Here is a 24,373-nt window from a genome sequence, read left to right on the forward strand (position 1 = left end):
AAAAAGTTTTATTACGAAATCAAAAAGTGGCAACAATTAAGTTGTTGCCACTCTTGTTGCATCTTCTGGTATTTCGAAAGGACGGTCGCCAAATATTTTTTGAAGGTTGTCCTTGAAAATAACTTCTTTTTCTAGCAATACGTTCGCCAATTCGGTCAATTTATCTTTGTTTTCTTCTAAGATTCTTACCGCACGATCGTATTGTTCTTCTATAAGTTTTGAAATTTCCTTGTCTATAAGCTCAGCAGTTTTTTCGCTATACGGCTTGCTAAAGTTGTATTCAGACTGTCCGCTACTGTCGTAATAAGTTAGGTTTCCAATTTTATCGTTCAGGCCGTAAATGGTCACCATTGCACGTGCCTGCTTGGTCACTTTTTCAAGATCGCTCAATGCTCCTGTGGAAATTCGGTTGAAAATCACTTTTTCTGCTGCACGGCCACCTAGGGCGGAGCACATTTCATCCAACATTTGTTCAGGGTGGATAATAAGCCTTTCTTCTGGTAAATACCAAGCAGCTCCCAAAGATTGGCCTCGGGGCACTATGGTAACTTTAACTAATGGGGCGGCGTGCTCAAGCATCCAGCTTACAGTGGCGTGACCAGCCTCATGGAATGCAATGGCGCGTTTTTCGTCCATTGTCATTATCTTATTTTTCTTTTCCAGACCGCCAACAATTCTATCAACTGCGTCAAGGAAATCTTGTTTGTCCACCGCTTTCTTGCCATTTCGGGCGGCAATAAGCGCAGCTTCGTTACAAACATTCGCAATGTCTGCTCCAGAGAATCCAGGAGTTTGTTTTGCTAGAAAATCTGTATCCAGCTCAGTATCTTTTTTAATGGGGCGCAAGTGTACTTCAAAGATCTCTTTGCGTTCGCGAACATCTGGAAGGTCCACATAAATTTGTCTGTCAAAACGTCCGGCACGCATCAAAGCTTTATCTAAAACATCAGCTCGGTTTGTGGCGGCTAAAACAATTACGTTTGTATTGGTTCCAAAGCCGTCCATTTCGGTTAGGAGCTGGTTCAAAGTATTTTCGCGTTCGTCATTGCTTCCTGAGAAGTTGTTTTTACCTCGGGCACGACCAATGGCGTCAATCTCGTCAATAAAAATAATGGCGGGCGATTTGTCTTTTGCTTGTTTAAAAAGATCGCGTACACGAGAAGCACCAACACCCACAAACATTTCAACAAAATCTGAACCTGAAAGTGAGAAGAAAGGAACTTTGGCTTCGCCTGCAACAGCTCTTGCCAAAAGGGTTTTACCTGTTCCGGGAGGGCCTACCAATAATGCTCCTTTTGGGATTTTGCCTCCCAAGGAAGTATATTTTTCAGGTTGTTTCAAGAAATCCACAATTTCCTGTACTTCCTCTTTGGCACCTTCAAGGCCTGCAACGTCTTTGAAAGAAGTTTTCACATCGATCTTTTCGTCAAAAAGTTTTGCCTTGGATTTGCCAATATTGAATAATTGGCCACCAGCGCCACCGCCACCGCCCGAAGACATACGACGCATTATGAAAATCCAGATACCGATGATAATGACAAAAGGTAAAATACCCATTAAAATATCGCCCCAAACGTTATTGTCTGTTTCGAAATTTAAAGGGGTAGTCAAACCGTTTTCTGTTTTTATATCCTGAAAATCTTTTTGAAAGAGTTGAAGATCACCAAATTCAAATTGATAATCAGGGTCATTTGGGCCTGGTGCTAAAAAGGAAGGTGTGTTTCCTTTTTTGGAATGGATTTCCTTTTCTTTTGCAACACTTGTAAGATAAACTTTAGCGATTTTTTTGTTAATGATGTCAACTTTTTCAACATCGCCGTTTTTCAAAAATTCCTCAAACTTTGCTTGGTTTGTTTTTTCAGGCTGTGACCAACTACCGCCTCCAAAAATTTGGATGCCAAAAAACAAAAGTATTATTGCCGCATATATCCAATAATAATTGGGCTTCGGTCGTTTTGAATCGCTCTTCTTATTTTTATTTTCTTCGGCCATATGGCTATTTTCTTTTAGTTTGTTGTTTCTATTTTAACTGATTTTGCATCACCCCAAAGTCCTTCAATATCATAAAAATCGCGGATATGCTTCTGAAAAACGTGTACAACAACGTGCACATAGTCCATAAGGATCCATTCTGCGTTGTCGCTTCCTTCAACGTGCCAAGGTTTTTCTTTTAAAGCTTTGCTAACTGATTTTTGAACGGAATTCACAATGGCGTTCACCTGTGTGTTTGAGGTACCATTACATATTATAAAATAATCACAAACGGTATTTTCTATATCTCTTAGGTCAAGAATTTCAATATCATTTCCCTTTACATCTTCAATCCCTCGTATTATTTGAGTAATAAGTTGATCTGTTTCTGCTTGTTTTTTCTGCATTAATTATTTTTCTTTTCTTTTTCGCAAAGTTATTACTTTTTTGTTTCTTGAAGCGCCTTAAAAGCGTAATACTAAAACATAAATATCGTTTTGAAGATAATCAAACTTAGTGCCATTGATTCTACTAATACTTACTTAAAGCAATTGGCAAAAGAAACCCAATTGCTGGATGAAACTGTATTGGTTACAGAAAACCAGCTTTCAGGTCGTGGGCAAATGGGCAATGGCTGGCTTTCAAAGAAAGGCCAAAGCCTTACATTCAGCATCTTTAAAGAGTTTAAAGAACTATCGGCAGAGCGTCAATTTTTAATTTCAATGGCTGTTTCATTAGCTATATTGGAAGCCATAAACCGCTTGAATGTTCCAAATATTTCAATAAAATGGCCAAACGACATATTGTCAGCCAATACGAAAATAGGCGGGATTTTGATTGAAAATGTACTTGAAGGCAGTTTTATTAAATATTCAATAATAGGATTTGGAGTAAACGTGAATGAAACAGACTTTCCAAATCTGCCACAAGCAAGCTCAATGAAGCTTGAAACTGGCAAAACATTTCAGTTGGAAGAAGTTCTTCATAGAATTTTGAAAGCCGTTTTCAAAAATTTAAAAAACCTTTCAACAGCCGATTTATCAAAAATAAAGCAAATATATGAGAGCGAATTATTTCGAAAAGGCAAGGTTTCGGTTTTTGAAACACCGGATGGTTTGCGATTTAACGGAATAATAAAAGGTGTTTCTGAAATAGGAGAACTTATTTTGGAAACCGAAAACGGTCCATTTCATAAATTCCAATTAAAAGAAGTAAAATTGATTTACTAATAACAGAACTAAGCCTGCTCTAAGTTTGAAGCAATCGTATCTATAAATTTTGAAATCGGTCCTTTTACCATCATAGCCATCATCGCGTTGAATTCGCCTTCAAAAAGCAACTCTACGGTTGATGTGTTTTCAGTAACTTCCTCAATATTTCCAATCAATGTAAAAGGAATTTTATCACTAATTGCTCCTAAAACCACTTTGTTGGGTTTTTCAACTTCCTTTACTTCCAATGCAATTTCAGGCATTCCCTTTAAAGCAAAAACAAATGCATTTTCTCTAATAACCTCAAATTTGCTGATGTTCTCAGGCATTAATGTTTCAAAATTCTTTACCTCGGTTAAAAAATCACAAAGGTCTGCTGCGGATTTTTGTGTAGTTACTTTTTTACTATTTAGTTTCATTTTGTGATTTTTGAATTAATAATACTATTTCCCCCAAACAGCAGGATTTTTCCGCCATTCAGAAAGCAAGACCGCTTCTTCAGAATTGATATACCTTGATTTTTCGGCCTCTTTCAGCAACATTTCATAATTACTCAAAGTGTTCAAGGTAACATTTGCTTTTTTGAAATTTTCTTCTGCAGTACTAAAACCGTAGCTAAAAATTGCAAGCATTCCTTTTACATTCGCATCTGCTTCTTTTAATGCTTCTACCGCCAACAAACTGCTTTTTCCAGTGCTAATTAGGTCTTCAACAACAATTACATTTGTGTTTTTTTCTAAATGGCCTTCAATTTTATTTTGGCGTCCGTGACCCTTTGCTTCGGGACGTACGTAGCAAAAAGGAACGTTCAAATAATCAGCAACCAAAGCACCAATTCCTATCGCGCCAGTGGCTACACCTGCTATCATTTCAGGCTTTCCGTAGAGTTCTTCAATCTGTTTTGCAAGGTTTTCACGTATATAGTTTCGTATCATGGGATAGGAAAGTGTAATGCGATTGTCGCAATAAATTGGAGATTTCCATCCAGATGCCCATGTAAAAGGGTTTTGTGGTTGCAATTTAATTGCATTAATTTGCAATAGTAACGCAGCGGTTTTTTGTGCCGTTTCTTTGTTTAATATCATTGTGCAAATGTATAAAGTTTTTGTAAAAGATATTCCCATTATTCTTTCAACAGAAGAAAATATTGGGAAACATTACACAACCATTCCTTTAAAACAGGCACGTTTTAAAAAGTTGGTGAAGAAAATAAACAATGGCGAACTGCTTTACGTGAACCTGTACCACAAAAATGCGGAGAAACTGGAACGCTATCTTCGCAAAAAAATAAAGGTAGTTGAAGCCGCTGGCGGATTGGTCTATAACAGTAAAAAGGAGATTCTTTTTATTCGCCGAAACAAAAAATGGGATCTTCCCAAGGGCAAAATTGAAAAAGGGGAAACCCACCGAGAGGCTGCCATTCGTGAGGTTGTTGAAGAGACGGGCGTGAAGGATCTGGAGATTCGTAATTTTTTAATGACCACCTATCACGTTTTTACCCGAAACAATAAGTTCCGGCTGAAAATAACCTATTGGTACGAGATGTTCAGCGATTACGACGGCCCACTCATTCCCGAGCCCACGGAAGGAATCAAAAAAGTAAAGTGGAAAAATTTTGAAAAGTCGCAAGTAGCACTGCTGGATTCTTATGAAAATATAAAGCTACTTTTTCCGAAAGAATACTTAACCACCCACCCGAACGATAGGATATCGGAGGTGTGATTTTTCGTAATACGGCGATTGTTTGTGAATCCAATCCAATTGTAAATACCAGTTTTTCGCAAATACAGGTTCGTTGTGCTTTTTGTTTTCAAACTCTCTTTTGATTTCAGGGTTTTCATTTAAGAATTTTTCAGCCATATCTTCCCAAACGTAGGGCGAAAAACCTTCTTTTTGCTGAAGGATTGCATCGAAAAAATTCCAGTTAAAAAAAGAATCTGGAGCTGATGGTTCTAATGTTTCCAATAAATAGCGAACGCCAGGTTGTTTTGTTTTTACTAAAATATCTCCTGATTTAACGGAAACATTTTCTGTTTTTTTCGCGACTTCGGTTTTGTAGTGAAGGTAATGCCCTTCAAAAGGATTTTTAACTGTTTCGAAACTTTTTATGCTGTAAACTTCAGCGGAAATTGTGGTGTCATTTTTAAATTCATTGAATTCAATATTGTTCAATTTTAAAAGTTCAATCACGTTCCAATATCCTTTCGGAACAATATATGCCGAAGGAATTGATACGGAATCCGTTGCTTTATAATAATTGTAATACGTAATATCTTTTATAAAAGGTTTATCGCGAAAATATTTTAAACGTTCCGCTCCCGTAATGGCGCTCGGCACCATTTTTCCTTCAAACCCTTTAAATTTCAATATCGAAGTTTTAGAGGAATCCACTTCCCAAGAAATAGGGTAGTAGCTTCCAATTTTATTTTTTTCGAATAAATTCCTCCGTAGTGTTTTAATTTTATCTGCATCTGCATCGGCAATATTTATAAAAGTTTTCATCAACTCATACGTGCCATCAACCCTTTGTTTATAAGGTTTCAACATATGGGTTTCCACCATCATTCCCAAAGTGTTGAACAATGAAGTGTAACCTGTTGAATAACGTGGTGAATCCATGAATTGGTCAAATCCTTTTTCGGGAACTTCGTTGAAAACATTTACATAAGGCGTTATATCCCAATTTTTTTGATGGAGCGAATCCTCCAATTGCGGCATTAGTGAAGTGTGTAAATAATTTCCCAATTCCCCGCCCAATTTGTTGTGTTGCGTAAAAAGATGTGTGAGCACATATTGGTAATCTGCGCCATTGCTAACGTGATTGTCAATAAACAAATCTGGGTTTAGCCAATGAAAAATTTCTGCGAAAGCGTGGGCGTTTTTACTGTCTGATTTTATAAAATCCCGGTTCAAATCATAATTTCTAGCGTTACCGCGAAAGCCGTATTCTTCAGGACCGTTTTGATTGGTTCGGCTGGTGCTATTTCTGTTTAAAGCACCGCCAATGTTGTATATAGGGATCGTTGCGATTATAGTATTTTTCGGTGTTGGAATTTTATTTTCAGCATAATCGCGAAAAAGTAGCATCGTGGCGTCAATGCCGTCGGGCTCCCCAGGATGGATTCCGTTGTTTATTAGTAATACGTTTTTGCCATTTTTTGAAAATGCTTTATCAGTTTTCTTTTGATTTTTTTTTTGTGGATTAAATACAACCAAATGGAGCGGAAAGCCACTATCTGTCTGTCCTATTTCATAAACAGAGAGGGAAGGAAATTCCTTTTCCAAAACCAAATAAAACGCAATAACTTCATTATAAGTACCTGTCATTAAGCCCTTTGAAATTTCAAAAGTTGTGGTATAATAAATTTTCTCTTGGGAGCTTGCAATAGTTGTAAATAAAAAAAATGACCAAAAAAGAATTACCGAAAATTGCTTCATAAAATAGTTTTTATCAAATATATACAAAAGTCCATTTTCAAACAGAAACAAAGTGTGTATAAAAAAATAGGGCGCTAAATTCATAGCGCCCATAACCAAACAAAGGAATAATTACTAATTATAAACCAGCATCTTTTTCGTTTTTGAATTACCATTCTGTGAAACTGTGCAGAAATATGTTCCGTTTGCAATATTTAGCCCTTCCAAGGGAATGGTATAATTTCCTGCAACTTTTACAATGCTCTCATATTTGGAAACAATTCTGCCACTATTATCTATAATTATAACAGCTACATTTCCATCTTCAATAATGCAAAAATGGATTTTTTCGATACTATCATTCAAAATTTTGAAATTTTCTATTCCGCATTCATTTGCCGAATAATCATTTGTGGAGAGACTCCCTTCTTGTGAAAATATCTCTGTTTCAAAAAGGTAGTCGGTCTGAAATCCGGAAGCGCAAATTAATTTTGAAGTATTTCCAATAAAAACTGAACCACTGTTTCCCGTTAACCAGGCTGTGGGTTTTGGAGGTAATTGCCTCCAGATATCGGTGTTTGGATTGTAGAAATAGGTTTCGTCAGAAAAAGTGTCAAAAGTATTATCTGTGCTTCCTCCTGTCATAATCACACCATCACGCCAAGTTTGTGCTTCAAAAAAAGTTCTGGTCTGTCCCGGAAATGGCGCTTTTTCTTCCCAAGTAATTATAGAACGGTCAGTTGGGTCTATCGTTCCAACTCTTACGGTATCCCAATAATTGTTAGACAAAAAATTGTCGCTTCCACACATATAAACTAGTTTGTTGCCGTGAATTGCAAAACCTCCCCAACTTATACTGCTTCCAGGTGCCAACATTGGAGTGGCTTCCCTCCAACGATTGTAAGTGCTGTTATACAAATATGTTTTGTGCTGATAACCCCCAACCACATAAATCAAACTGTCTTGGTATGAAACCGCTCTGGCATCCACAATAGTTCTTGGAAAATCTGTGGCATCCGTCCAAGTGTCTGTTGCAATATTGTATTTCCGGACCTTTTTTATTGCATTTCCGGGCGTGGTCAACAATCCGCCAATTACATAGATAGTGTCTTTTAAAATTGCTGTTGCCCCGCCTAAAAGCTGCGTGGGAGGAGGCGCTACATTGGTCCAAGTATCTGTACTTAGCTGATAGCGTTGCGTAATAGGTGTAATTATACCAGCCTGATTTCTACCGGAAACCATAAAAAGATATCCGTCATCACCGTTGCTGTAACCTATTGTTTGCCCTGCACGGATTCGTTCGGGAATATCAGTACCCGAGCTCCATTGGGCTATTGCATTTGGAATTGCAAGTGAAAAGAATGCAATGTAAAATAGAAGTTTTTTCATAATGATTGATTTAGAATTCATTGAAATTTAAATCTTTATAAAGATTCAAATTTCAATTAGTTACGGACACAATCCATTTATCTACAAAAAGCATTTTAATGTTTACGAACAGTCATAGTTTGCGAAAATTTTAAGAAAACCGTCGTTGGTAGATACAATAAGGTTGTTTGTAGCAATTTTTTAAAAACTAAAGCACAAAACCGTATTTTTATACAATGCAAAAAAGATGGGCAAAACACGTTTTCTTTTGGTTGGCGTATCATTCCTTTGAGGTCTATACAGACTTTTTATGGATGCTGAACCAATACAATCTTTCTGTCTGGGAAGCTTTCAAAATGTCTTTTATTGCTGAAACGGTAATCCTTTTGGCGATAAAGCTGCCGATGGTTTATTTAATGTTTTACTTTCTGTCAAAATATACCGTAGAAAGACCCAATCGGTGGAAATTGGTTTTATCGCTCAGCACAATACTTATTTTGTTCAGTATTTTGGCACAACTTATTATAGTTTATGTGTTTTTACCAACGATTTATAAAGACGTAGATATTACGGAAACTCTCGCTTTTCAAGGAATAATCAACTCGTTTATGGATAAAATTTTTATTGCTGCTTTGGCTATTTCATTGAAACAAATGTCCAATAGCCAAAGACTTCGCGAAAGAGAAGCCTTGTTGGTAAAGGAAAAATTGAAAACCGAATTAACCTTGCTGAAATCACAAATCAACCCACATTTCTTGTTCAATACTTTGAATAACATCTATTCTTTAGCCCGAAAAAAATCTGACAAAACCCCCGAAGTTGTCCTCAAACTCTCGAAATTGCTACGTTTTGTGATGTATGAAACAAAACATCAGTCTATTCCTATAGAGAAAGAACTGGATTTTTTAAAGGATTATATTGAATTACACAAAATCCGTTATGATGATAGACTCAAGATCAATCTCATTTATGAGTTAGATGATTTGAAAGCGCAAATAATGCCGAATATTTTAACTCCTTTTGTTGAAAACGCTTTTAAGCACGGTGCAAGTCAATCAACAATGCTTTCTTTTATAGTTATTGAATTGAAACTTATTAAGAATGAATTGTATTTTAAAGTGGAGAATTCATTTGAGCCCAACATCATTAATAATGAAGAAGAAGGAATTGGTTTAAAAAATTTGCGTCGCCAATTGGAATTGATGTATCAAAATTTTAGCCTTCAAACCAAAAATGAAAATCAAAAATTTATTGCGGAACTTTCACTTAATTTAACCCATAAAGTATGACAATTAGATGCATTGTTGTTGAGGACGAGCCTTTGGCGATGGATGTAATGGTTGATTTCATCAATCAAGTTCCGTTTTTAATTTTGGAAAAGACTTGCACCGATGCCATTGCTGCAATGAAAATTTTGAATGAAAATAAAATTGATTTAATCTTTCTAGATATCCATCTGCCAAAATTGAAAGGTTTGGATTTTTTAAGCACATTAAAAAATCCACCAATGGTTATAATTACCACTGCGTATCACGAATTTGCTTTAAAAAGCTATGATTACAATGTGCTGGATTATCTTTTAAAACCCATTGAATTTAGCCGCTTTATGGTTGCGGTACAAAAAGCTGCAAATCATGTAAATAAAGAAGTTTTTGTTTCAGAAGAACCAACAAAAGAAGGGTTGTTTTTTACCGTAAACAAAAAGAAAGCCCGTGTTGCATTTCACTCCATTATTTATATTGAAAGTCAACGTGAGCAAGTGAAAATTGTTACTGAAACCAATACCATTCATACCCGCATTGCCCTCAGCGAATTGGAAAAACAGTTGCCAGATAGTTTTCTCCGCATCCATCGTTCCTATATAGTTTCAAAACTAAAAATTGACTTTGTAGATGCGCGAGAAATTGAATTACGCGGAAAGTATTTACCAATCGGTAGAAGTTATAAAAACGAAGTTCATTTGGCGTTAGGCATAAAATAAGAATCCCCGAAAACCGAAGTTCTCAGGGATTTTATTAAAATTAAAGGTATTTTATCCGTTCATCGAAATCAAGAACTCTTCATTGTTTCGAGTCTGTTTGATTCGGTCATTGATGAATTCCATTGCTTCCACAGGGTTCATATCTGCAAGATATTTGCGCAAAACCCACATACGTTGAAGTGTAGTTTCGTCAAGTAACAAATCGTCTCTACGTGTGCTGGAAGAAGTTAGGTCAATGGCTGGGAAAATTCTTCGATTGGAAATTTTTCTATCCAATTGAAGTTCCATGTTACCAGTTCCTTTGAATTCCTCAAAAATAACTTCGTCCATTTTGGAACCTGTTTCGGTCAAAGCCGTAGCAATAATAGTCAATGAACCACCATTTTCAATATTTCGGGCAGCACCAAAGAATCGTTTTGGTTTGTGAAGCGCATTTGCATCTACACCACCACTCAATATTTTACCACTGGCTGGTTGTACTGTGTTATAAGCTCGCGCCAAACGTGTAATGGAATCCAAAAGAATCACCACATCGTGGCCACATTCAACCAATCGCTTTGCTTTATCGATAACAAGGTTTGCTACACGAACGTGCTCACTGGCTTCTTTGTCAAAGGTTGAGGCAACCACTTCGCCACGAACGTTTCGTTGCATATCGGTAACTTCTTCGGGGCGTTCGTCAATCAATAGAACTATTTGGTAAACCTCTGGGTGGTTTGCTGCAATTGCGTTTGCAATATCTTTAAGCAACATGGTCTTACCAGTTTTAGGTTGTGAAACAATCATTCCACGTTGCCCTTTTCCAATAGGTGCAAAAAGGTCAATGATTCTTGTTGAAATAGTACTCTGCTTATCTGCAAGGTTGAATTTTTCTTGCGGGAAAAGAGGTGTTAAATGCTCAAAGGAAACACGGTCACGAACCACATTCGGGTTCAAACCGTTTATTTTGCTCACTTTTATTAATGGGAAATATTTTTCACCTTCTTTCGGAGGGCGCACTTCACCTAAAACAGTATCTCCTGTTTTTAGGCCGAAAAGACGAATCTGCGATTGTGAAACGTAAATATCATCAGGAGATGAAAGATAGTTGTAATCACTAGAACGTAAGAAGCCGTAACCATCCTGCATAATATCAAGCACACCTTCGCTTTCAATTATTCCGTCAAACTCATAATCTGGCTCGCGGTATCGGTTTCGTGAATCTTTGTTTCCATTGTTCCGGTTGTCCTGTACGTTGCCGTCTTTTTGTTTGTGGGATTGGTGTTTTTGACGGTTATCAGAATTTGGATTGTCGCTGCGTTGGGTTTTTTGCCTGTTGTCGTTATCGTTGGAGGCTACCCGTGGGTTTGGCTTTTGGTGTTGCGGTTTTTTATCGCTTCTATCGTTGCTCGAACGCTTATCGTCTGCAGGTTTTTTGTCCTCCTCACTCTTTTTATCGTGCTGTGGTTTTTGCGGCTGAGGTTTTTTATTTCTGTTTTCGTTTTTCTGCGGACGTGGTTTTTGGTCTTTGTCGCGATTGTCACTAGCAGGAGGAGCTGTTTCCTCTTTTTTTGTTTCTGGGGAAGTCTCTTCCGTTTTAATGACTGCTTTTACCGCCTTAGGGTTGGCGGCTTGGTAATCGAGAATTTGATATACCAAGTCTAATTTTTTTTGAGTGCGATATTTCGGCACATTAAGTTCTTTTGCTATATCCTGAAGTTCAGGCAGCTTTTTGTTTTTTAAATCTGAAATTTCAAACATGTAGAAAATACTGTAGTTTAAGTTTATACTATAATGTTCCTTTTGAGAAGGTAAGTACGTTGAAAAAATTTTCGAAGACTAAGTAACCTTGATTGAGTTGGTTACGAATAGATACTGCAATAATACAACAATAAATTAAAAAGCACTGTTATTTTTTTTAAAAAGATAGTGTATTTTTGCTGTTCAATTGAGTTTTTACATTATGATTCAACGCATTCAGACCATTTATTTAGTTGTTTCTGCCATTATTATGGGGGCACTGTTTATGTGGTTTCCCGTTGTTCTGGGCAAGGATGGTTCCGTAATAATGGAACGCAATGAGCCTCTGTTATTGGGGTTAATATTTGTTTCTATTGCGCTGGCCTTCATTTCAATTTTAAGTTTTAAAAAACGGCAGTTACAGTTTGTGCTCAACCGTTTGAACATCATATCAAACTTTGTATTACTGGGAGTTTTCGTTTACAGGTTGCTAACTTTATCCGGAGAAACAATTGTTTCAGAGAAGGGTATTGGGGTGCTTTTTCCCATCATTTCTATCGTATTTTTAGTGCTGGCCAACAAGGCCATAAAAAGGGATGAGGACCTCGTAAAATCTGTTGATCGTTTACGATAAACCGATCTTAGTATATTAGTGCAAGACCCCTAAAGTATGCCAACTTTAGGGGTTTTTTGTTTATTGAATTTTACTTTTCAAACTCAATAACCTCCAAATTCTGAATTTTTTCTCCATCAATTTCAAACCGCAACATGGTACGCACTTTTTGAAAACCGTGTTTTCCAACTGCTCCGGGATTCATATGGAGTAGTCCTGTGGTTTTATCAGGCATAACCTTTAAAATGTGGGAATGCCCACAGATAAATATTTTAGGCGGGTTGGAATAAATTTCTTGTCTGATTGACGGATTATATTTTCCTGGATAACCGCCAATATGAGTAATCCAAACATCAACACCTTCACACATAAAACGGTTGTGAAGCGGGAATTCCATTCTGGCTTCAGTACCGTCAATATTGCCGTAAACAGCTCGCAGTGGTTTCAGCTTTTTGATGGTATCCGTAACCGAAAGGTCTCCAATATCACCAGCGTGCCAAACTTCATCAGCGAGCTTTACGTATTTCAGAATTTTTTCATCTATATAACTGTGGGTGTCGCTTAAGAGCAAAATTTTTTTCAAAATGGGTAGCATTTGTTGTTTGGCGAAGGTATTAAGTTTTTGAAAGTTATAACAGTAATGCTGACTTGTAAATTGTAATTTTGTCGATTCTGAAAAAAACCAAGTGCGATATTTTATTGAAATAGCCTATAACGGGAAAAACTATTTTGGATGGCAGCGCCAGCCGGATCAAATTAGCGTACAACAGGTTTTGGAAGAAACGCTTTCCACCCTGCTTCGGAAGGAAATAAAGCTTACCGGAGCTGGAAGAACCGATGCAGGAGTGCATGCCAAACAGCTTTTCGCACATTTTGATTTTGAAGAAATTGAAAGTTTTGACGAATTTATTTTTAGAATAAATTCTTTTCTTCCTAAGGATATTTCAATAAAAAATATTTTCGAAGTAAACGAAGACGCACATGCGCGTTTTGATGCCGTTGAAAGAGAATACGAATATATTATTTCCCTTGGCAAAGATCCTTTTAATCAAGATTTTGCATTTCAAATAAACAACAAACCGAATGTAGACTTGATGAACAAAGCTTCCGAAATACTATTGAGCCATAGAGATTTTCAATGCTTTTCACGCTCCAAAACAGATGTAAAAACGTACAATTGTACAATAGTTAGAGCAAATTGGGAAGCTAAAAATAATAGACTTATTTTTACCATCGCGGCAGACCGTTTTCTGCGAAATATGGTCCGCGCAATCGTAGGAACGCTATTGAATGTGGGTTACGGAAAGACTTCTTTGGAAGATTTTAAAAAAATATTGAACAGTAAAAATAGGGAAGAAGCAGGTGCTTCGGCTCCCGCACATGGATTGTATTTAATAAAGGTTGTTTATCCCGATAACATGAAAATATAATGGCAGAAACCACAGGCAACGCATTTGATTTTAAGCTTTTTAAGCGATTGTTAGCTTTTACAAAGCCTTATCGTGCTGTGTTTTATTTTGTTGCTTTTGCGGCAATTATAATGTCAGGACTTGCTGTCTTGCGCCCCTATCTCTTGCAATTGGCCATAGATAATTCGATGGTCCCCAAAGATGGTGATGGTTTTATGAAGTACATCATTTTGATGGTGGTTGTACTAATGCTGGAGGTGATTTTTCAGTTCGCCTTTATTTTTTATACCAACTATCTTGGCCAAAGCGTAATCCGCGATATGCGCCAAAAACTTTTCCGATTGATGATGAGTTTCAAGATGAAATATTTTGATAAAAGTGCCGTCGGAAGGTTGACAACCAGAGCTGTGAACGATGTGGAAACCATTTCCAGTATTTTCAGTGAAGGTTTGTTTATGATTATTAGTGACCTTTTAAAAATGGCCGTTATAGCGGGGTTTATGCTTTATCAAAGCTGGCGATTGTCGCTGATAGTTTTTATTGTTTTGCCTTTTATTTTATATGCAACCCGAGTTTTTCAAAAAGCGATGAAAGTTGCATTTGAAGATGTGCGCAACCAAGTTGCAAATTTAAATACCTTCGTTCAGGAACGGATAACAGGGATGAAAATAGTTCAGATTTTTACCCGTGAAAAAACTGAATACGATCGTTTCCAAGAAATAAACAAAGACCATCGAAAAGCCTGGATAAAAACAGTTTGGTACAACTCAATTTTCTTTCCCATTGCAGAAACCGCAGGAGCTGTGGCTACAGGTTTGGTGGTTTGGTACGGTGGTTTGAACGTGATTGGTGGGGGCTTTGTTACACTTGGTATTATTACAGCATTTATCCAATATGCTGAAATGCTTTTCAGACCACTTCGACAGATAGCTGATAAGTTCAACACGCTTCAAATGGGAATGGTTGCTGCAAACCGCGTCTTCGGAATTCTCGATACTAAATCGCACATTGCAGATACTGGAACCATTGATTATATAAGTACTAAGGGTGAAATTGAATTCAAAAACGTCTACTTTGGTTATAATGAAGGCGAAGAAGTAATTAAAGGGATTTCTTTTAAAGCGAATCCTGGTGAAACAGTAGCTATTGTAGGCGCTACTGGTGCTGGTAAAAGTACCATTATCAATCTGTTGAATCGTTTTTATGAAATTAATAGCGGCGAGATTTTGATTGATGGTATTTCTCTGAAAGATTACAAATTGGCCTCAATTAGAAACCAAATAGCAGTGGTTTTGCAAGATGTTTTCCTCTTTGCAGATTCAGTTTTGAATAATATCACGCTCGGCAATCCAAATATTTCCAAAGAGGAAGTAATTGCTGCAGCTAAAGAAATTGGCGTCCATAAATTCATTGAATCACTTCCTGACGGCTATCACTATAATGTAAAGGAACGCGGTAGTATGCTTTCTTCCGGACAACGACAACTCATTTCATTTTTGCGCGCCTATGTTAGTAAACCAAGTATTCTGGTATTGGATGAAGCCACTTCTTCCGTTGATACTTATTCCGAAGAATTGATTCAAACTGCTACAGATAAAATTACCAATGGCCGAACTTCAATTGTAATTGCACACCGATTGGCAACCATCAAAAAAGCTAATAAAATCATCGTGATGGATGCTGGGAAAATAGTGGAAGAAGGCACCCACAAAGAATTGCTGAAACTTGAAAATGGTTTTTACAGAAATCTATACGAAGTACAGTTTATGGCTGAAGAAGCTATTTAGTGTTAACTTAAATCTTTCTTCAAAATTTTAAGCAATTCATCTGTATTTTCAAAAAGCACAAAATCACCATCCCTTAAATAGGAGATTTGTCCATTTTCTTCAGAAACTACTAAACAAACTGCGTCGGTTTTTTCAGTAATACCAACTGCTGCACGGTGTCTAAGCCCAAAACGCAATGGTATTTTTTTGTCATTGGAAACTGGCAGAATAACGCGGGTTGCCGTAATTCTATTTTCTTCAATAATCATTGCACCATCGTGTAACGGACTGTTTTTAAAGAAAACACTTTCAATAATAGGCTGGTTTACCTCAAGATTCATTTCGTCTCCGGTATTTTTTACAAAATCGAGGCTATTGTTGCGTTGAAGTACAATTAATGCTCCTGTGTGTGAGGCAGACATCTTTTTACAAGCAGCGATTATTCCTTCTACATTGATATTTAGTTTTCCATCATTTCCAGAAAATTTAAACTGTTTCAAAAATCTACGCCTAGCATTGAAATTTGTAGATCCCAACATTAAAAGGAACTTTCTGATTTCTGGTTGGAAAACCACTACTAAAGCGAACATTCCTACGCCTAAAAAGCCGCCGAGAATCTTACTCAGAAGTTCCATTTCTAAAAGTTGGGTAATAATGTAAATGGCGTAAACAATAATAATGCCCACCAAAATATTGATGGCTACAGTACCTTTAACCAAATTATAGAGATAGTACAGCAGGAATGCCACCAGCAAAATATCTACAATATCTATAATTCGAATGTCGAGAAAATCCAATGGTGTTCGTTTTTTGTAAAAGTACTTTAAAAATTTTAATGGATTGTGGTCAAGATTTTAGGTTTTCAAACAATTTTACACATTCCATGGCTTGTTTTACGTCGTGAACTCTTAAGATTGATGCGCCTTTTAATAGTGCGATTGTGTTTAGCGAAGTTGTTCCGTTTAAAGCGTTTTCTGCGGAAGTCTCCAACGTTTTATAAATCATCGATTTTCGTGAAATACCCACCAAAATTGGAACTTCCAAATTTTGAAAAAGTTCCAGATTGTTCAAAAGTTGAAAGCTTTGTTCGCGAGTTTTTGAAAAACCAAAACCAGGATCGGCTATTATATCATTAATTCCTTCGGCTCGGGCGGATGCAATTTTTTCAGATAAATCTTTTAAAACTTCAACAGTCACATTTTTGTAATCGGTCAGTTTCGTCATTGTTTTTGGCGTCCCACGCATGTGCATCAAAATGTATGGAACTTTCAGCTTTGCAACTGTTTTGTACATTTCGGTATCCAAAGTTCCACCAGAAACATCATTCACAATTACAGCTCCGGTTTCAACAGCATTTTTTGCAACTTCACTTTGGAAGGTATCCACAGAAATCAAAGCTTCGGGGAAATTTTTCAGAATGCTTTCAATAGCCTCAACAACTCTTCGAATTTCTTCACTTTCAGAAATTTCATCCGCTCCGGGTCGCGTGCTGTAACCGCCAATGTCTAGGAAAGTAGTGCCCTCCGAAAGCATTTTTTCGGCCTGCTTTAAAATTTCTTTTTCGGAATAGGTTTTTCCGCCGTCATAAAATGAATCAGTCGTAACGTTGATAATGCCCATCACTTTGGGCTGGGAGAGGTCTATGATTTTGCCGCGGCAATTAAGGGTCTGCAATTTTTTAAACTTTTTTTAGCTTTCAAAATTCATAAATTTTTAGTCAATGTGCTTATTGGCGAATAACTTTAAGCGTTCAACTTTGAACTTTGAACTATTTAAGCGAAATTTACGCAAAATCTTACACATCACTAATGGCGGATACTTCAAATCAATACAACAATCAAATTACAAAATGTAGAGAGCTGTTTGTCAGTAAAATGCGCGATTACGGAAGTGCGTGGCGCATTCTTAGGCTTCCATCATTAACTGACCAAATTTTTATAAAGGCGCAACGCATTCGTGGTTTGCAGCAAAATGCCGAACAAAAAATTGATGAAGACGAAACCAGTGAGTTTATCGGCATTGTAAATTATTCTATTATGGCACTCATTCAATTGGAAAAAGGCGTGGTAGAGCAACCAGATCTTTCCTTGGAAGAGGCTACGCAGCTTTACGATGAACAAGTTGCCAAAACCAAACAATTAATGATGGATAAAAATCACGATTATGGCGAGGCTTGGCGTGATATGCGCATAAGTTCACTGACAGATTTGATTCTTCAGAAATTGTTGCGGGTAAAACAAATTGAAAATAACAGCGGAAAAACCTTGGTTTCTGAAGGAATTGACGCCAATTATCAGGATATGATTAATTATGCTGTGTTTGCGTTAATTCATTTGGAAGAAAGAAAATAGAACAAAGAAAAAATAAAAAGAGGTATGAAAATATTAGTTGGAATATCAAGAATAATTGTTGGCGTATTATTTATAATCAGCGGATTGATCAAGTTGAACGACCCCGTTGGGTTTTCATTTAAACTAAAAGACTACTTCGCGCCCGAAGTTTTAAATCTTGGATTTTTGGTGCCCTATGCCTTATTGATTGCAATATTTTTGGTGATTATTGAAGTATTGCTTGGCGTTGCACTGCTTTTGGGTTACTTAAAAAAGCTTACGCTTTGGAGCCTTCTGTTGATGATTGTGTTTTTCACATTTCTCACATTTTATTCGGCATATTTCAACAAAGTGACCGATTGCGGTTGCTTCGGTGATGCTATAAAGCTTACGCCTTGGGAATCTTTCAGCAAAGACATTGTTTTACTGGTCTTGATATTGATTCTTTTTATAGGAAGAAAATACATACAGCCATTTTTTACAAAAGGAACGCGAAGCATTCTTATTTTCGCAACATTTGTGGCGTGCCTTGGAATTATTTATTACGTTTTACTGCACCTTCCTATTATAGATTTCCGTCCGTATAAAATTGGCGCGAATATAAAAGAAGGAATGACAATTCCAGAAAATGCGCCGGGACCTATTTATGAATACAAGTGGAAATTCAACGTCAATGGCGAAGAAAAAATCATCACTACTACTGGCGACTATCCGAAAGTTGATGGCGAATTGATAAGTACCGACACTGAAATGATCCAAGAAGGCTACACGCCGCCAATCCACGATTTCACAATGGAACGCGATGGAGAGGATTATACTGCGCAATTTTTGGATGAAGAAAATTTGGTGGTCATTATTGCGTATAGCTTAGGAAATACCGAAAAGGACGGATACATTCCTATTAAAGAAGTTACAGATAAAGCCTTGAAAAATGGTTATAATGTGATAGGTCTTTCGGCTTCTTCACAAGAAATGACCGAGGCACTAGTTGAAGAATATAAATTGAATTTCAAGTTTTATTTCTGTGATGAAACTACTTTGAAAACTATTGTTCGAAGTAATCCGGGAATTTTGGAATTGGACAATGGAACTATCAAACAAAAACTACATTGGAATGATGCCTTAAAACTGCAACTTCCAGTAGTTGAAAATGCAAAACCAAAGTTGGATTTTTCTTTGAAACAGCGTTTAGATAGTATAGTTGTGCTAGATCAGAAATACCGCTTACTAATGCAGGCTAGATCCTTAGAAGAAAGAAAGAAACTAGGTGAAAAAATGGGTCTTACGGAAGCTGAATATAGTGGTGACCTTTCCCAAATGCAGCTTGTTTTGGACAGTGTAAATATGGTTTTTGTTGAAAAGTATTTTATTCAAAAAGGCTATCCCGGAAAATCTGTGGTTGGCGAAGAATCAAGTCTAGTAGCGTGGAATGTTTTACAACATAATCCTGATAAAATTCCACTTTATTTACCATTAGTAAAAAGGGCTGCCGATGCTGGAGAGATTCCAAAAACTTCTGCTGCAATGATGGAAGACCGTTATTTGATGATGGAAGGAAAACCACAAATATACGGCACGCAAGGAATGAGTTATGATGATGCAAGAGGCTCTTTTATCTGGCCCATAGAAAATCCTGAAACGGTAAACGAACGAAGAAAAGAGGCTGGTTTTGATGAAACTATCGAGGTATACTCCAAAATACTTTTTGGTGATGACTTTGTGTATAAGCCACGTACTATGGAACAAATAAATCAACAATAGGGTGGCGGGCTACATACTTCAGAAATTAGGTTATGCTTTGCTCACCTTGTTTGGAGTTGTAACCGTAATTTTTTTGCTATTCACAATTCTTCCCGGCGATCCGGCACGGATGATGCTCGGCCAAAACGAAACTGCTGAACAGCTTGCCGTAGTAAAAAAGAAGTATGGCTTTGATCAACCTGTATCCGTACAATATTTAAGGTATTTAAATGATTTGTCGCCTATTTCCTTTCACAGTAAAACCCCAGATGCTTATACCTATTTGGCGAAGGGAAAATACAATGCAGCGAAATTATTTCCAATAGGAAACACGAACATAGTCCTGAAAACGCCTTACTTGCGCGAATCATTCCAAAAGAACGGAAAAGAAGTTAGTGAAGTAATAGCAGAAACCCTCCCGAATACTTTTATTCTGGCAGTTTCGGCAATTTTTATTGCAATTTTGATTGGCGTTTTCCTAGGAATAATTTCCGTGCTTTTTAAAGATGGTTTTATTGATAAAATAATTCAATTGGTCAGCACGCTGGGAATGAGCGTTCCCTCTTTTTTCAGCGCAATTATTTTTGCGTGGATTTTTGGTTTTTTGCTTCACGAATACACAAATTTGAACATGACGGGAAGCCTTTATGAAGTTGACGATTTCGGGAATGGGAAATATATTCAATGGAAAAATTTGATATTGCCTGCAATTGTTTTGGGAATTCGCCCGCTAGCCGTTGTGAGCCAATTGATGCGCAACTCGTTGCTTGAAGTTTTGAACCAAGACTACATTCGCACTGCAAAAGCAAAAGGGCTTTCTTTTTATCAAATTATAAAAAGACACGCGCTTAAAAATTCGTTAAACCCTGTAGTTACAGCAATTTCAGGCTGGTTTGCGTCGATGCTTGCGGGAGCTGTTTTTGTAGAGTACATTTTCGGATGGAATGGTTTGGGCAAAGAAATTGTGAACGCTTTAAATACATTGGATTTGCCCATAATTATGGGCGCAGTATTGGTAATTGCAACATTGTTCATATTAATCAATATTTTTGTAGATATAATTTATGGGTGGCTGGACCCGAAAATCAGTCGTCAGTGATAAGTCGTCAATATTTAAAAATAAACAGTATCAATAAACTTCGTAATATGAAATTACTAATCACACTTTTTCTATTCGTTTCTTTTGCACAAGCACAGCAAAAAACCTTTACTGAAGCTGCATTGAATGAGAAATTTCTTTCGGAAGATAACTCAGAAATTACCTTTTCGGAAGTACTTCAACAATACAAAGGCAAAACCGTATTTATTGACATTTGGGCTAGTTGGTGCAAGGACTGTATTGTAGGAATGCCGAAGGTACATAAGCTTCAAAAGGATAATCCTGAAATTGTTTTTCTTTTCCTTTCCTTGGATAAGGAAACGGAAAGTTGGAAAAACGGAATTGAAAAATACGGTGTGATTGGTGAAAACTATTTTATACCTGCAGGTTGGAAGGGCGATTTTTGTACTTCCATAGATTTAGACTGGATCCCCAGATATATGATTGTGAATCCTGAAGGCGAGATAAGTCTATACAAAGCCATTGATACGAATGATGAGAATCTTTTAAAAGCATTGAAATGAGAAAAAAAATAGTAGCAGGAAACTGGAAAATGTACAATGATTTGGCCGAAACCGAAATGTTTTTGGTTGACTTAAAAAAACAAGTATTTCCAGAAAATGTAGTAGTAATGATAGCTCCGTCCTTTACCAATTTGAACCACACGTTCAGATCTTTGCGCGAGCATCCCGTGAAGATTGCCGCACAGAATATGCATCAAAACAACGAAGGCGCTTTTACCGGAGAAATCTCTGCAAAAATGTTGAAAAGTGTAGGGGCAAACACAGTTATTTTGGGTCACAGTGAGCGACGGGCTTATTTTAATGAAGACAGCGCCATTCTTGCTAGAAAGGTAATTACAGCTTTGGAAAATGAAATGACCATTATTTTCTGTATCGGTGAAGAATTGGAAGACCGCAAAAGTGGCAATCACTTCCAACTAATTAAAACACAACTTTCTGAAGGACTTTTTCATATTTCAAGCGATGCTTGGGAAAATATAATTATTGCTTACGAGCCTGTTTGGGCAATAGGTACTGGCGAAACTGCGAGCCCAGAACAAGCTCAGGAAATGCATAAATTCATTAGAAAAACTGTTGCAGAAAATTATTCAAAAGAAATAGCAGATAAAGTTTCAATCCTCTACGGCGGAAGCGTAAAACCCGATAATGCCAGTGAAATTTTCGGACAAGACGATGTTGATGGAGGCCTGATTGGCGGTGCCTCGCTGAAGGTTGAAAGTTTTATGAAAATTGTAAATTCATTTTAATGTCGCAGATTTATATAGAATACGATTTTAAAGTAACTCCACTTCAGCCAGGAACAGAAATCCTAATTGCCGAACTTGGTTACGCAGGTTTTGAAAGCTTTGTGGAAACGGAGGAAGGCGTCACAGCTTATATTCAAAAAGAAGAGTGGAACGCAGCTATTTTAGAAGATATAAATATTTTGGATTCGGATGAATTTAAAATTGAGTTTACTACTTCTGAAATTGCACAAGTAAACTGGAATTCAGAATGGGAAAAAAACTTCGACTCAATTGAAGTTGACGAAAAATGTACCGTTCGTGCGCCATTTCACCCAAATAAAAATTTCGAATATGAAATAGTAATCGAGCCTAAAATGTCTTTCGGAACGGGTCACCACGAGACTACTTTTATGATGCTTCAACATATTTTGGAGAATGATTTTGAAGGAAAATCTGTGCTCGATATGGGCTGCGGAACAGCTGTTTTGGCAATTTTGGCCGAAATGAGAGGTGCTTCAAAACTTGATGCCATTGACATAGACGAGTGGTGTTTTGAGAATTCTTTGGAAAATATTGAAAGAAACCACTGTAAAAATATTTCCGTTTTTCTGGGTGATTCAACCTTGCTTTCAGAAAAAAAATATGATGTGATTATTGCCAACATCAACAGAAACATTCTTCTGAATGATATGGAGGTCTATAGAAAATGTTTAGATTTGGGCGGAGTGCTTTACCTGAGTGGGTTTTATGTGGAAGATTTACCAATTATAACAGAAACTTGCAATAATCTGGGATTCACTTTCGTTGAAAATAAAGAGAAAAACAAATGGGTTGCAGCAAAGTTTAAAATTTAGTAAATTTCATTTGTTTTAGGAATTGTATAAAAGTTATGAGTACCAAAGAAAAAATCCAGGAAGATGTATCGGTTGCCGAAAAGGAAAGCAGCCAGAATGAAATCGTGCTTTACAATGATGATGTAAACACGTTTGACCACGTAATAAACAGTTTAATCTTTGCCTGCGAGCACACGCCAGAACAGGCTGAGCAGTGCTCCATCATCGTTCACTACAAAGGAAAATGTACTGTGAAAACGGGTGAGTTTAACGAATTAAAACCGCGCTGCTCGATGCTTTTGGAAGCTGGGTTAAGCGCTGAGATTATTTAAAACCACTCAAAGTACAATCCGGAAATAATTACGGCTATTATTAGAATAATCAGTACAATAATAATGAAACCTGCTCCAAAGCAGGTTTTTTTATTGTCTTGAAAAATGTAGTCTCTTTCTTTTTCGTTATCAGAATCTTTTACGATTTTAGTTATTTTGATGGTTTTAATGAGTCCAAAATACTTAAAAATATGTAATTGTTTCGAAAACTTTGTCATAAAAAAACCACGTTTTTTAGAACGTGGTTTCCTGCTTTTAGTGACCTTGCCAAGATTCAAACCGAATGTTTTTAGCCCAATTATAGGTGGACATCTACTAACTTTTTAAAATCGTGTTGACGAGCTGTGAACTTATCTTGTATTCAAAACGTCAAATTTGACTTCCTTAAAATAAATTTATTAATTATTTTATGATTAGGATTAAAAAAACATAGATTATTCCTATTATAATTTTCAAAAGGAGTATCTCTATGATTTCGATTTGGCCATTTTGAGAAAATGGACTTGGAAACCCGCTGTGTGGAATAAAGGAAATGCTGCTTCTAATTTAATTAATTGGAAATGGAAACTAATTTGTGCTGGAGGTTTTGAAATTGAATATCTATTAAATACAGAAATCAACAAAGATGATAATCTTAAAATTGTTGTTTTAAAGATGATTCATTTTTAGAGAGAATATTTCTGCTAAAGAAAACAAAATCAAATAAGTCCATTATTTATTGCGTAGTTGATAAGTTCGACGCCATTTTTGACTTTAAACTTGTTCAATAGATTTCTACGATGTGTTTGAACTGTTAAATAGCTTAAAAATAAGATGTCCGCTATTTGTTGAGTGGACTTACCCTGTTTCATTAAAATGGTGATTTCTTTTTCTCTTTTTGTCAATCGGGGGATATTTTGCAAATCATTTGAAGTAATTTGATTAACCAAATTACTAACTTCATCACTAAAGACTATCTTTCCATTAAGTGCATTTTCAATGCAATATTTAAATTCTGCCAGCCCAGCACTTTTTAAAAGATAACCACTTGCACCATTTCGAATCATTTGCAGAATGATACTTCTTTCAGCTTGGCTGCTCATTGCGAGCACTTTAATGTGAGGTTGTGCTTTTTTAATTTCTATACAAACATCAATACCGTTCATATCTGGTAGAAAAACATCCAATAGAACAAGATCAATTGCATCAAAACTATCTCTTGCAAAAAATTCTGAGGCCGAACTATAGCTGTCTGTTATAGTTATTATCTCTGAATTTGAAAACAATATTTGTAGCCCTTCTATTATTAAGGGATGATCGTCTACTATTACAACTTTGATTGTTGAATTCATGCTG

General features: G+C 36.6%; 26 protein-coding genes. 14 read left to right on the forward strand and 12 right to left on the reverse strand.

Annotated features, from left to right (window positions below; translation table 11 throughout):
• Positions 1–36 precede the first annotated feature (36 nt).
• Both ftsH and rsfS read right to left on the reverse strand, forming a co-directional pair.
• A complete protein-coding gene (gene ftsH, locus ESU54_RS08735; RefSeq protein WP_111844575.1) occupies positions 37–1,992 on the reverse strand; it encodes an ATP-dependent zinc metalloprotease FtsH in 1,956 nt (651 codons plus the stop codon).
• 14 nt (positions 1,993–2,006) lie between these two features.
• A complete protein-coding gene (gene rsfS, locus ESU54_RS08740) occupies positions 2,007–2,378 on the reverse strand; it encodes a ribosome silencing factor (protein ID WP_111844576.1) in 372 nt (123 codons plus the stop codon).
• Between the two features lie 90 nt (positions 2,379–2,468).
• Here rsfS and ESU54_RS08745 point away from each other — a divergent pair, with 90 nt between their 5' ends.
• Positions 2,469–3,200: a biotin--[acetyl-CoA-carboxylase] ligase gene (locus ESU54_RS08745; protein WP_111844577.1), complete on the forward strand. Its 732-nt coding sequence runs from the start codon at positions 2,469–2,471 to the stop codon at positions 3,198–3,200.
• Between the two features lie 8 nt (positions 3,201–3,208).
• Here ESU54_RS08745 and ESU54_RS08750 read toward each other — a convergent pair whose 3' ends face one another.
• Entirely contained in the window at positions 3,209–3,601 is a 393-nt protein-coding gene (locus tag ESU54_RS08750; RefSeq protein WP_111844578.1) for an SRPBCC family protein, read from the reverse strand.
• A 24-nt stretch (positions 3,602–3,625) separates the two neighbouring features.
• Complete coding sequence (gene pyrE / locus ESU54_RS08755) at positions 3,626–4,267, reverse strand: orotate phosphoribosyltransferase (RefSeq protein WP_111844610.1); 642 nt, start codon at positions 4,265–4,267, stop codon at positions 3,626–3,628.
• A 7-nt stretch (positions 4,268–4,274) separates the two neighbouring features.
• On the opposite strand from pyrE, the gene ESU54_RS08760 reads away from it, so the two are divergent.
• Positions 4,275–4,904: an NUDIX hydrolase gene (locus tag ESU54_RS08760; RefSeq protein ID WP_111844579.1), complete on the forward strand. Its 630-nt coding sequence runs from the start codon at positions 4,275–4,277 to the stop codon at positions 4,902–4,904.
• On the opposite strand, the gene ESU54_RS08765 is transcribed toward ESU54_RS08760, so the two are convergent.
• Complete coding sequence (locus tag ESU54_RS08765; protein ID WP_235004581.1) at positions 4,866–6,620, reverse strand: M14 family metallopeptidase; 1,755 nt, start codon at positions 6,618–6,620, stop codon at positions 4,866–4,868. The genes ESU54_RS08760 and ESU54_RS08765 overlap by 39 nt on opposite strands.
• Positions 6,621–6,734: 114 nt before the next feature.
• Positions 6,735–7,988: a kelch repeat-containing protein gene (locus ESU54_RS08770; protein ID WP_160113280.1), complete on the reverse strand. Its 1,254-nt coding sequence runs from the start codon at positions 7,986–7,988 to the stop codon at positions 6,735–6,737.
• Between the two features lie 215 nt (positions 7,989–8,203).
• Here ESU54_RS08770 and ESU54_RS08775 point away from each other — a divergent pair, with 215 nt between their 5' ends.
• Together ESU54_RS08775 and ESU54_RS08780 are read left to right on the forward strand one after the other, a co-directional pair.
• Positions 8,204–9,256: a sensor histidine kinase gene (locus tag ESU54_RS08775; RefSeq protein ID WP_111844581.1), complete on the forward strand. Its 1,053-nt coding sequence runs from the start codon at positions 8,204–8,206 to the stop codon at positions 9,254–9,256.
• Positions 9,253–9,948: a LytR/AlgR family response regulator transcription factor gene (locus ESU54_RS08780; RefSeq protein ID WP_111844582.1), complete on the forward strand. Its 696-nt coding sequence runs from the start codon at positions 9,253–9,255 to the stop codon at positions 9,946–9,948. Before ESU54_RS08775 ends, ESU54_RS08780 begins: the two co-directional genes overlap by 4 nt.
• 51 nt (positions 9,949–9,999) lie before the next feature.
• Here ESU54_RS08780 and rho read toward each other — a convergent pair whose 3' ends face one another.
• Entirely contained in the window at positions 10,000–11,688 is a 1,689-nt protein-coding gene (rho, locus tag ESU54_RS08785) for a transcription termination factor Rho (protein ID WP_111844583.1), read from the reverse strand.
• Between the two features lie 202 nt (positions 11,689–11,890).
• On the opposite strand from rho, the gene ESU54_RS08790 reads away from it, so the two are divergent.
• Positions 11,891–12,301, forward strand: a complete 411-nt coding sequence (locus tag ESU54_RS08790; RefSeq protein ID WP_111844584.1) for a DUF4293 domain-containing protein — start codon at positions 11,891–11,893, stop codon at positions 12,299–12,301.
• A 70-nt stretch (positions 12,302–12,371) separates the two neighbouring features.
• On the opposite strand, the gene ESU54_RS08795 is transcribed toward ESU54_RS08790, so the two are convergent.
• Complete coding sequence (locus tag ESU54_RS08795; RefSeq protein WP_111844612.1) at positions 12,372–12,863, reverse strand: metallophosphoesterase family protein; 492 nt, start codon at positions 12,861–12,863, stop codon at positions 12,372–12,374.
• A gap of 103 nt (positions 12,864–12,966) precedes the next feature.
• On the opposite strand from ESU54_RS08795, the gene truA reads away from it, so the two are divergent.
• Both truA and ESU54_RS08805 read left to right on the forward strand, forming a co-directional pair.
• Positions 12,967–13,710 carry a tRNA pseudouridine(38-40) synthase TruA gene (gene truA, locus ESU54_RS08800; protein WP_111844585.1) on the forward strand — a complete coding sequence of 248 codons (744 nt, stop codon included), beginning with the start codon at positions 12,967–12,969 and terminating at the stop codon, positions 13,708–13,710.
• On the forward strand, positions 13,710–15,476 hold the full coding sequence (locus ESU54_RS08805) for an ABC transporter ATP-binding protein (RefSeq protein WP_111844586.1): 1,767 nt from the start codon (positions 13,710–13,712) through the stop codon (positions 15,474–15,476). The genes truA and ESU54_RS08805 overlap by 1 nt, the downstream gene beginning before the upstream one ends.
• A 2-nt stretch (positions 15,477–15,478) precedes the next feature.
• On the opposite strand, the gene ESU54_RS08810 is transcribed toward ESU54_RS08805, so the two are convergent.
• Positions 15,479–16,252 carry a diadenylate cyclase gene (locus ESU54_RS08810; protein ID WP_111844587.1) on the reverse strand — a complete coding sequence of 258 codons (774 nt, stop codon included), beginning with the start codon at positions 16,250–16,252 and terminating at the stop codon, positions 15,479–15,481.
• 49 nt (positions 16,253–16,301) lie between these two features.
• Complete coding sequence (gene folP / locus ESU54_RS08815) at positions 16,302–17,129, reverse strand: dihydropteroate synthase (RefSeq protein ID WP_111844588.1); 828 nt, start codon at positions 17,127–17,129, stop codon at positions 16,302–16,304.
• A gap of 134 nt (positions 17,130–17,263) precedes the next feature.
• Between folP and ESU54_RS08820 the strand changes: the two genes are divergently transcribed.
• The 7 genes from ESU54_RS08820 to ESU54_RS08850 are packed head-to-tail and all read left to right on the forward strand — an operon-like array spanning position 17,264 to position 23,038.
• Positions 17,264–17,806 carry a DUF1599 domain-containing protein gene (locus ESU54_RS08820; protein ID WP_111844613.1) on the forward strand — a complete coding sequence of 181 codons (543 nt, stop codon included), beginning with the start codon at positions 17,264–17,266 and terminating at the stop codon, positions 17,804–17,806.
• 24 nt (positions 17,807–17,830) lie between these two features.
• Positions 17,831–19,546, forward strand: a complete 1,716-nt coding sequence (locus ESU54_RS08825; RefSeq protein WP_111844589.1) for a BT_3928 family protein — start codon at positions 17,831–17,833, stop codon at positions 19,544–19,546.
• Position 19,547: 1 nt separating this feature from the next.
• On the forward strand, positions 19,548–20,624 hold the full coding sequence (locus ESU54_RS08830; RefSeq protein ID WP_111844590.1) for an ABC transporter permease: 1,077 nt from the start codon (positions 19,548–19,550) through the stop codon (positions 20,622–20,624).
• A 47-nt stretch (positions 20,625–20,671) separates the two neighbouring features.
• Positions 20,672–21,148 (forward strand): TlpA family protein disulfide reductase, encoded by a 477-nt coding sequence (locus ESU54_RS08835; RefSeq protein WP_111844591.1) that lies wholly within the window; start codon positions 20,672–20,674, stop codon positions 21,146–21,148.
• The gene (gene tpiA, locus ESU54_RS08840; RefSeq protein ID WP_111844592.1) at positions 21,145–21,894 is read left to right on the forward strand and encodes a triose-phosphate isomerase; all 750 of its coding nucleotides are present in this window, start codon (positions 21,145–21,147) and stop codon (positions 21,892–21,894) included. The genes ESU54_RS08835 and tpiA overlap by 4 nt, the downstream gene beginning before the upstream one ends.
• Positions 21,894–22,727 (forward strand): 50S ribosomal protein L11 methyltransferase, encoded by an 834-nt coding sequence (gene prmA, locus ESU54_RS08845; RefSeq protein WP_111844593.1) that lies wholly within the window; start codon positions 21,894–21,896, stop codon positions 22,725–22,727. The genes tpiA and prmA overlap by 1 nt, the downstream gene beginning before the upstream one ends.
• 35 nt (positions 22,728–22,762) lie before the next feature.
• Complete coding sequence (locus ESU54_RS08850) at positions 22,763–23,038, forward strand: ATP-dependent Clp protease adaptor ClpS (protein WP_111844594.1); 276 nt, start codon at positions 22,763–22,765, stop codon at positions 23,036–23,038.
• On the opposite strand, the gene ESU54_RS08855 is transcribed toward ESU54_RS08850, so the two are convergent.
• Complete coding sequence (locus ESU54_RS08855; RefSeq protein ID WP_146743993.1) at positions 23,035–23,256, reverse strand: hypothetical protein; 222 nt, start codon at positions 23,254–23,256, stop codon at positions 23,035–23,037. The two genes, ESU54_RS08850 and ESU54_RS08855, sit on opposite strands and share 4 nt — an antisense overlap.
• 480 nt (positions 23,257–23,736) lie before the next feature.
• Entirely contained in the window at positions 23,737–24,369 is a 633-nt protein-coding gene (locus ESU54_RS08860; protein ID WP_111844597.1) for a response regulator transcription factor, read from the reverse strand.
• Positions 24,370–24,373 lie beyond the last annotated feature (4 nt).

It is taken from the genome of Aequorivita antarctica (assembly GCF_007997155.1).
Taxonomy (GTDB): Bacteria; Bacteroidota; Bacteroidia; order Flavobacteriales; family Flavobacteriaceae; genus Aequorivita; species Aequorivita antarctica.

Coding starts and splice junctions, on each gene's coding strand:
- ESU54_RS08825 (WP_111844589.1), top strand. CDS start 17,831: ATGAAAATATTAGTTGGAATATCAAGAATAATTGTTGGCGTATTATTT.
- ESU54_RS08855 (WP_146743993.1), bottom strand. CDS start 23,256: ATGACAAAGTTTTCGAAACAATTACATATTTTTAAGTATTTTGGACTC.
- tpiA (WP_111844592.1), top strand. CDS start 21,145: ATGAGAAAAAAAATAGTAGCAGGAAACTGGAAAATGTACAATGATTTG.
- ESU54_RS08820 (WP_111844613.1), top strand. CDS start 17,264: ATGGCGGATACTTCAAATCAATACAACAATCAAATTACAAAATGTAGA.
- ESU54_RS08850 (WP_111844594.1), top strand. CDS start 22,763: ATGAGTACCAAAGAAAAAATCCAGGAAGATGTATCGGTTGCCGAAAAG.
- ESU54_RS08860 (WP_111844597.1), bottom strand. CDS start 24,369: ATGAATTCAACAATCAAAGTTGTAATAGTAGACGATCATCCCTTAATA.
- ESU54_RS08760 (WP_111844579.1), top strand. CDS start 4,275: ATGTATAAAGTTTTTGTAAAAGATATTCCCATTATTCTTTCAACAGAA.
- ESU54_RS08775 (WP_111844581.1), top strand. CDS start 8,204: ATGCAAAAAAGATGGGCAAAACACGTTTTCTTTTGGTTGGCGTATCAT.
- ESU54_RS08780 (WP_111844582.1), top strand. CDS start 9,253: ATGACAATTAGATGCATTGTTGTTGAGGACGAGCCTTTGGCGATGGAT.
- ESU54_RS08750 (WP_111844578.1), bottom strand. CDS start 3,601: ATGAAACTAAATAGTAAAAAAGTAACTACACAAAAATCCGCAGCAGAC.
- rho (WP_111844583.1), bottom strand. CDS start 11,688: ATGTTTGAAATTTCAGATTTAAAAAACAAAAAGCTGCCTGAACTTCAG.
- prmA (WP_111844593.1), top strand. CDS start 21,894: ATGTCGCAGATTTATATAGAATACGATTTTAAAGTAACTCCACTTCAG.
- ESU54_RS08790 (WP_111844584.1), top strand. CDS start 11,891: ATGATTCAACGCATTCAGACCATTTATTTAGTTGTTTCTGCCATTATT.
- pyrE (WP_111844610.1), bottom strand. CDS start 4,267: ATGATATTAAACAAAGAAACGGCACAAAAAACCGCTGCGTTACTATTG.
- ESU54_RS08765 (WP_235004581.1), bottom strand. CDS start 6,620: ATGAAGCAATTTTCGGTAATTCTTTTTTGGTCATTTTTTTTATTTACA.
- rsfS (WP_111844576.1), bottom strand. CDS start 2,378: ATGCAGAAAAAACAAGCAGAAACAGATCAACTTATTACTCAAATAATA.
- ESU54_RS08835 (WP_111844591.1), top strand. CDS start 20,672: ATGAAATTACTAATCACACTTTTTCTATTCGTTTCTTTTGCACAAGCA.
- ESU54_RS08805 (WP_111844586.1), top strand. CDS start 13,710: ATGGCAGAAACCACAGGCAACGCATTTGATTTTAAGCTTTTTAAGCGA.
- ftsH (WP_111844575.1), bottom strand. CDS start 1,992: ATGGCCGAAGAAAATAAAAATAAGAAGAGCGATTCAAAACGACCGAAG.
- ESU54_RS08770 (WP_160113280.1), bottom strand. CDS start 7,988: ATGAAAAAACTTCTATTTTACATTGCATTCTTTTCACTTGCAATTCCA.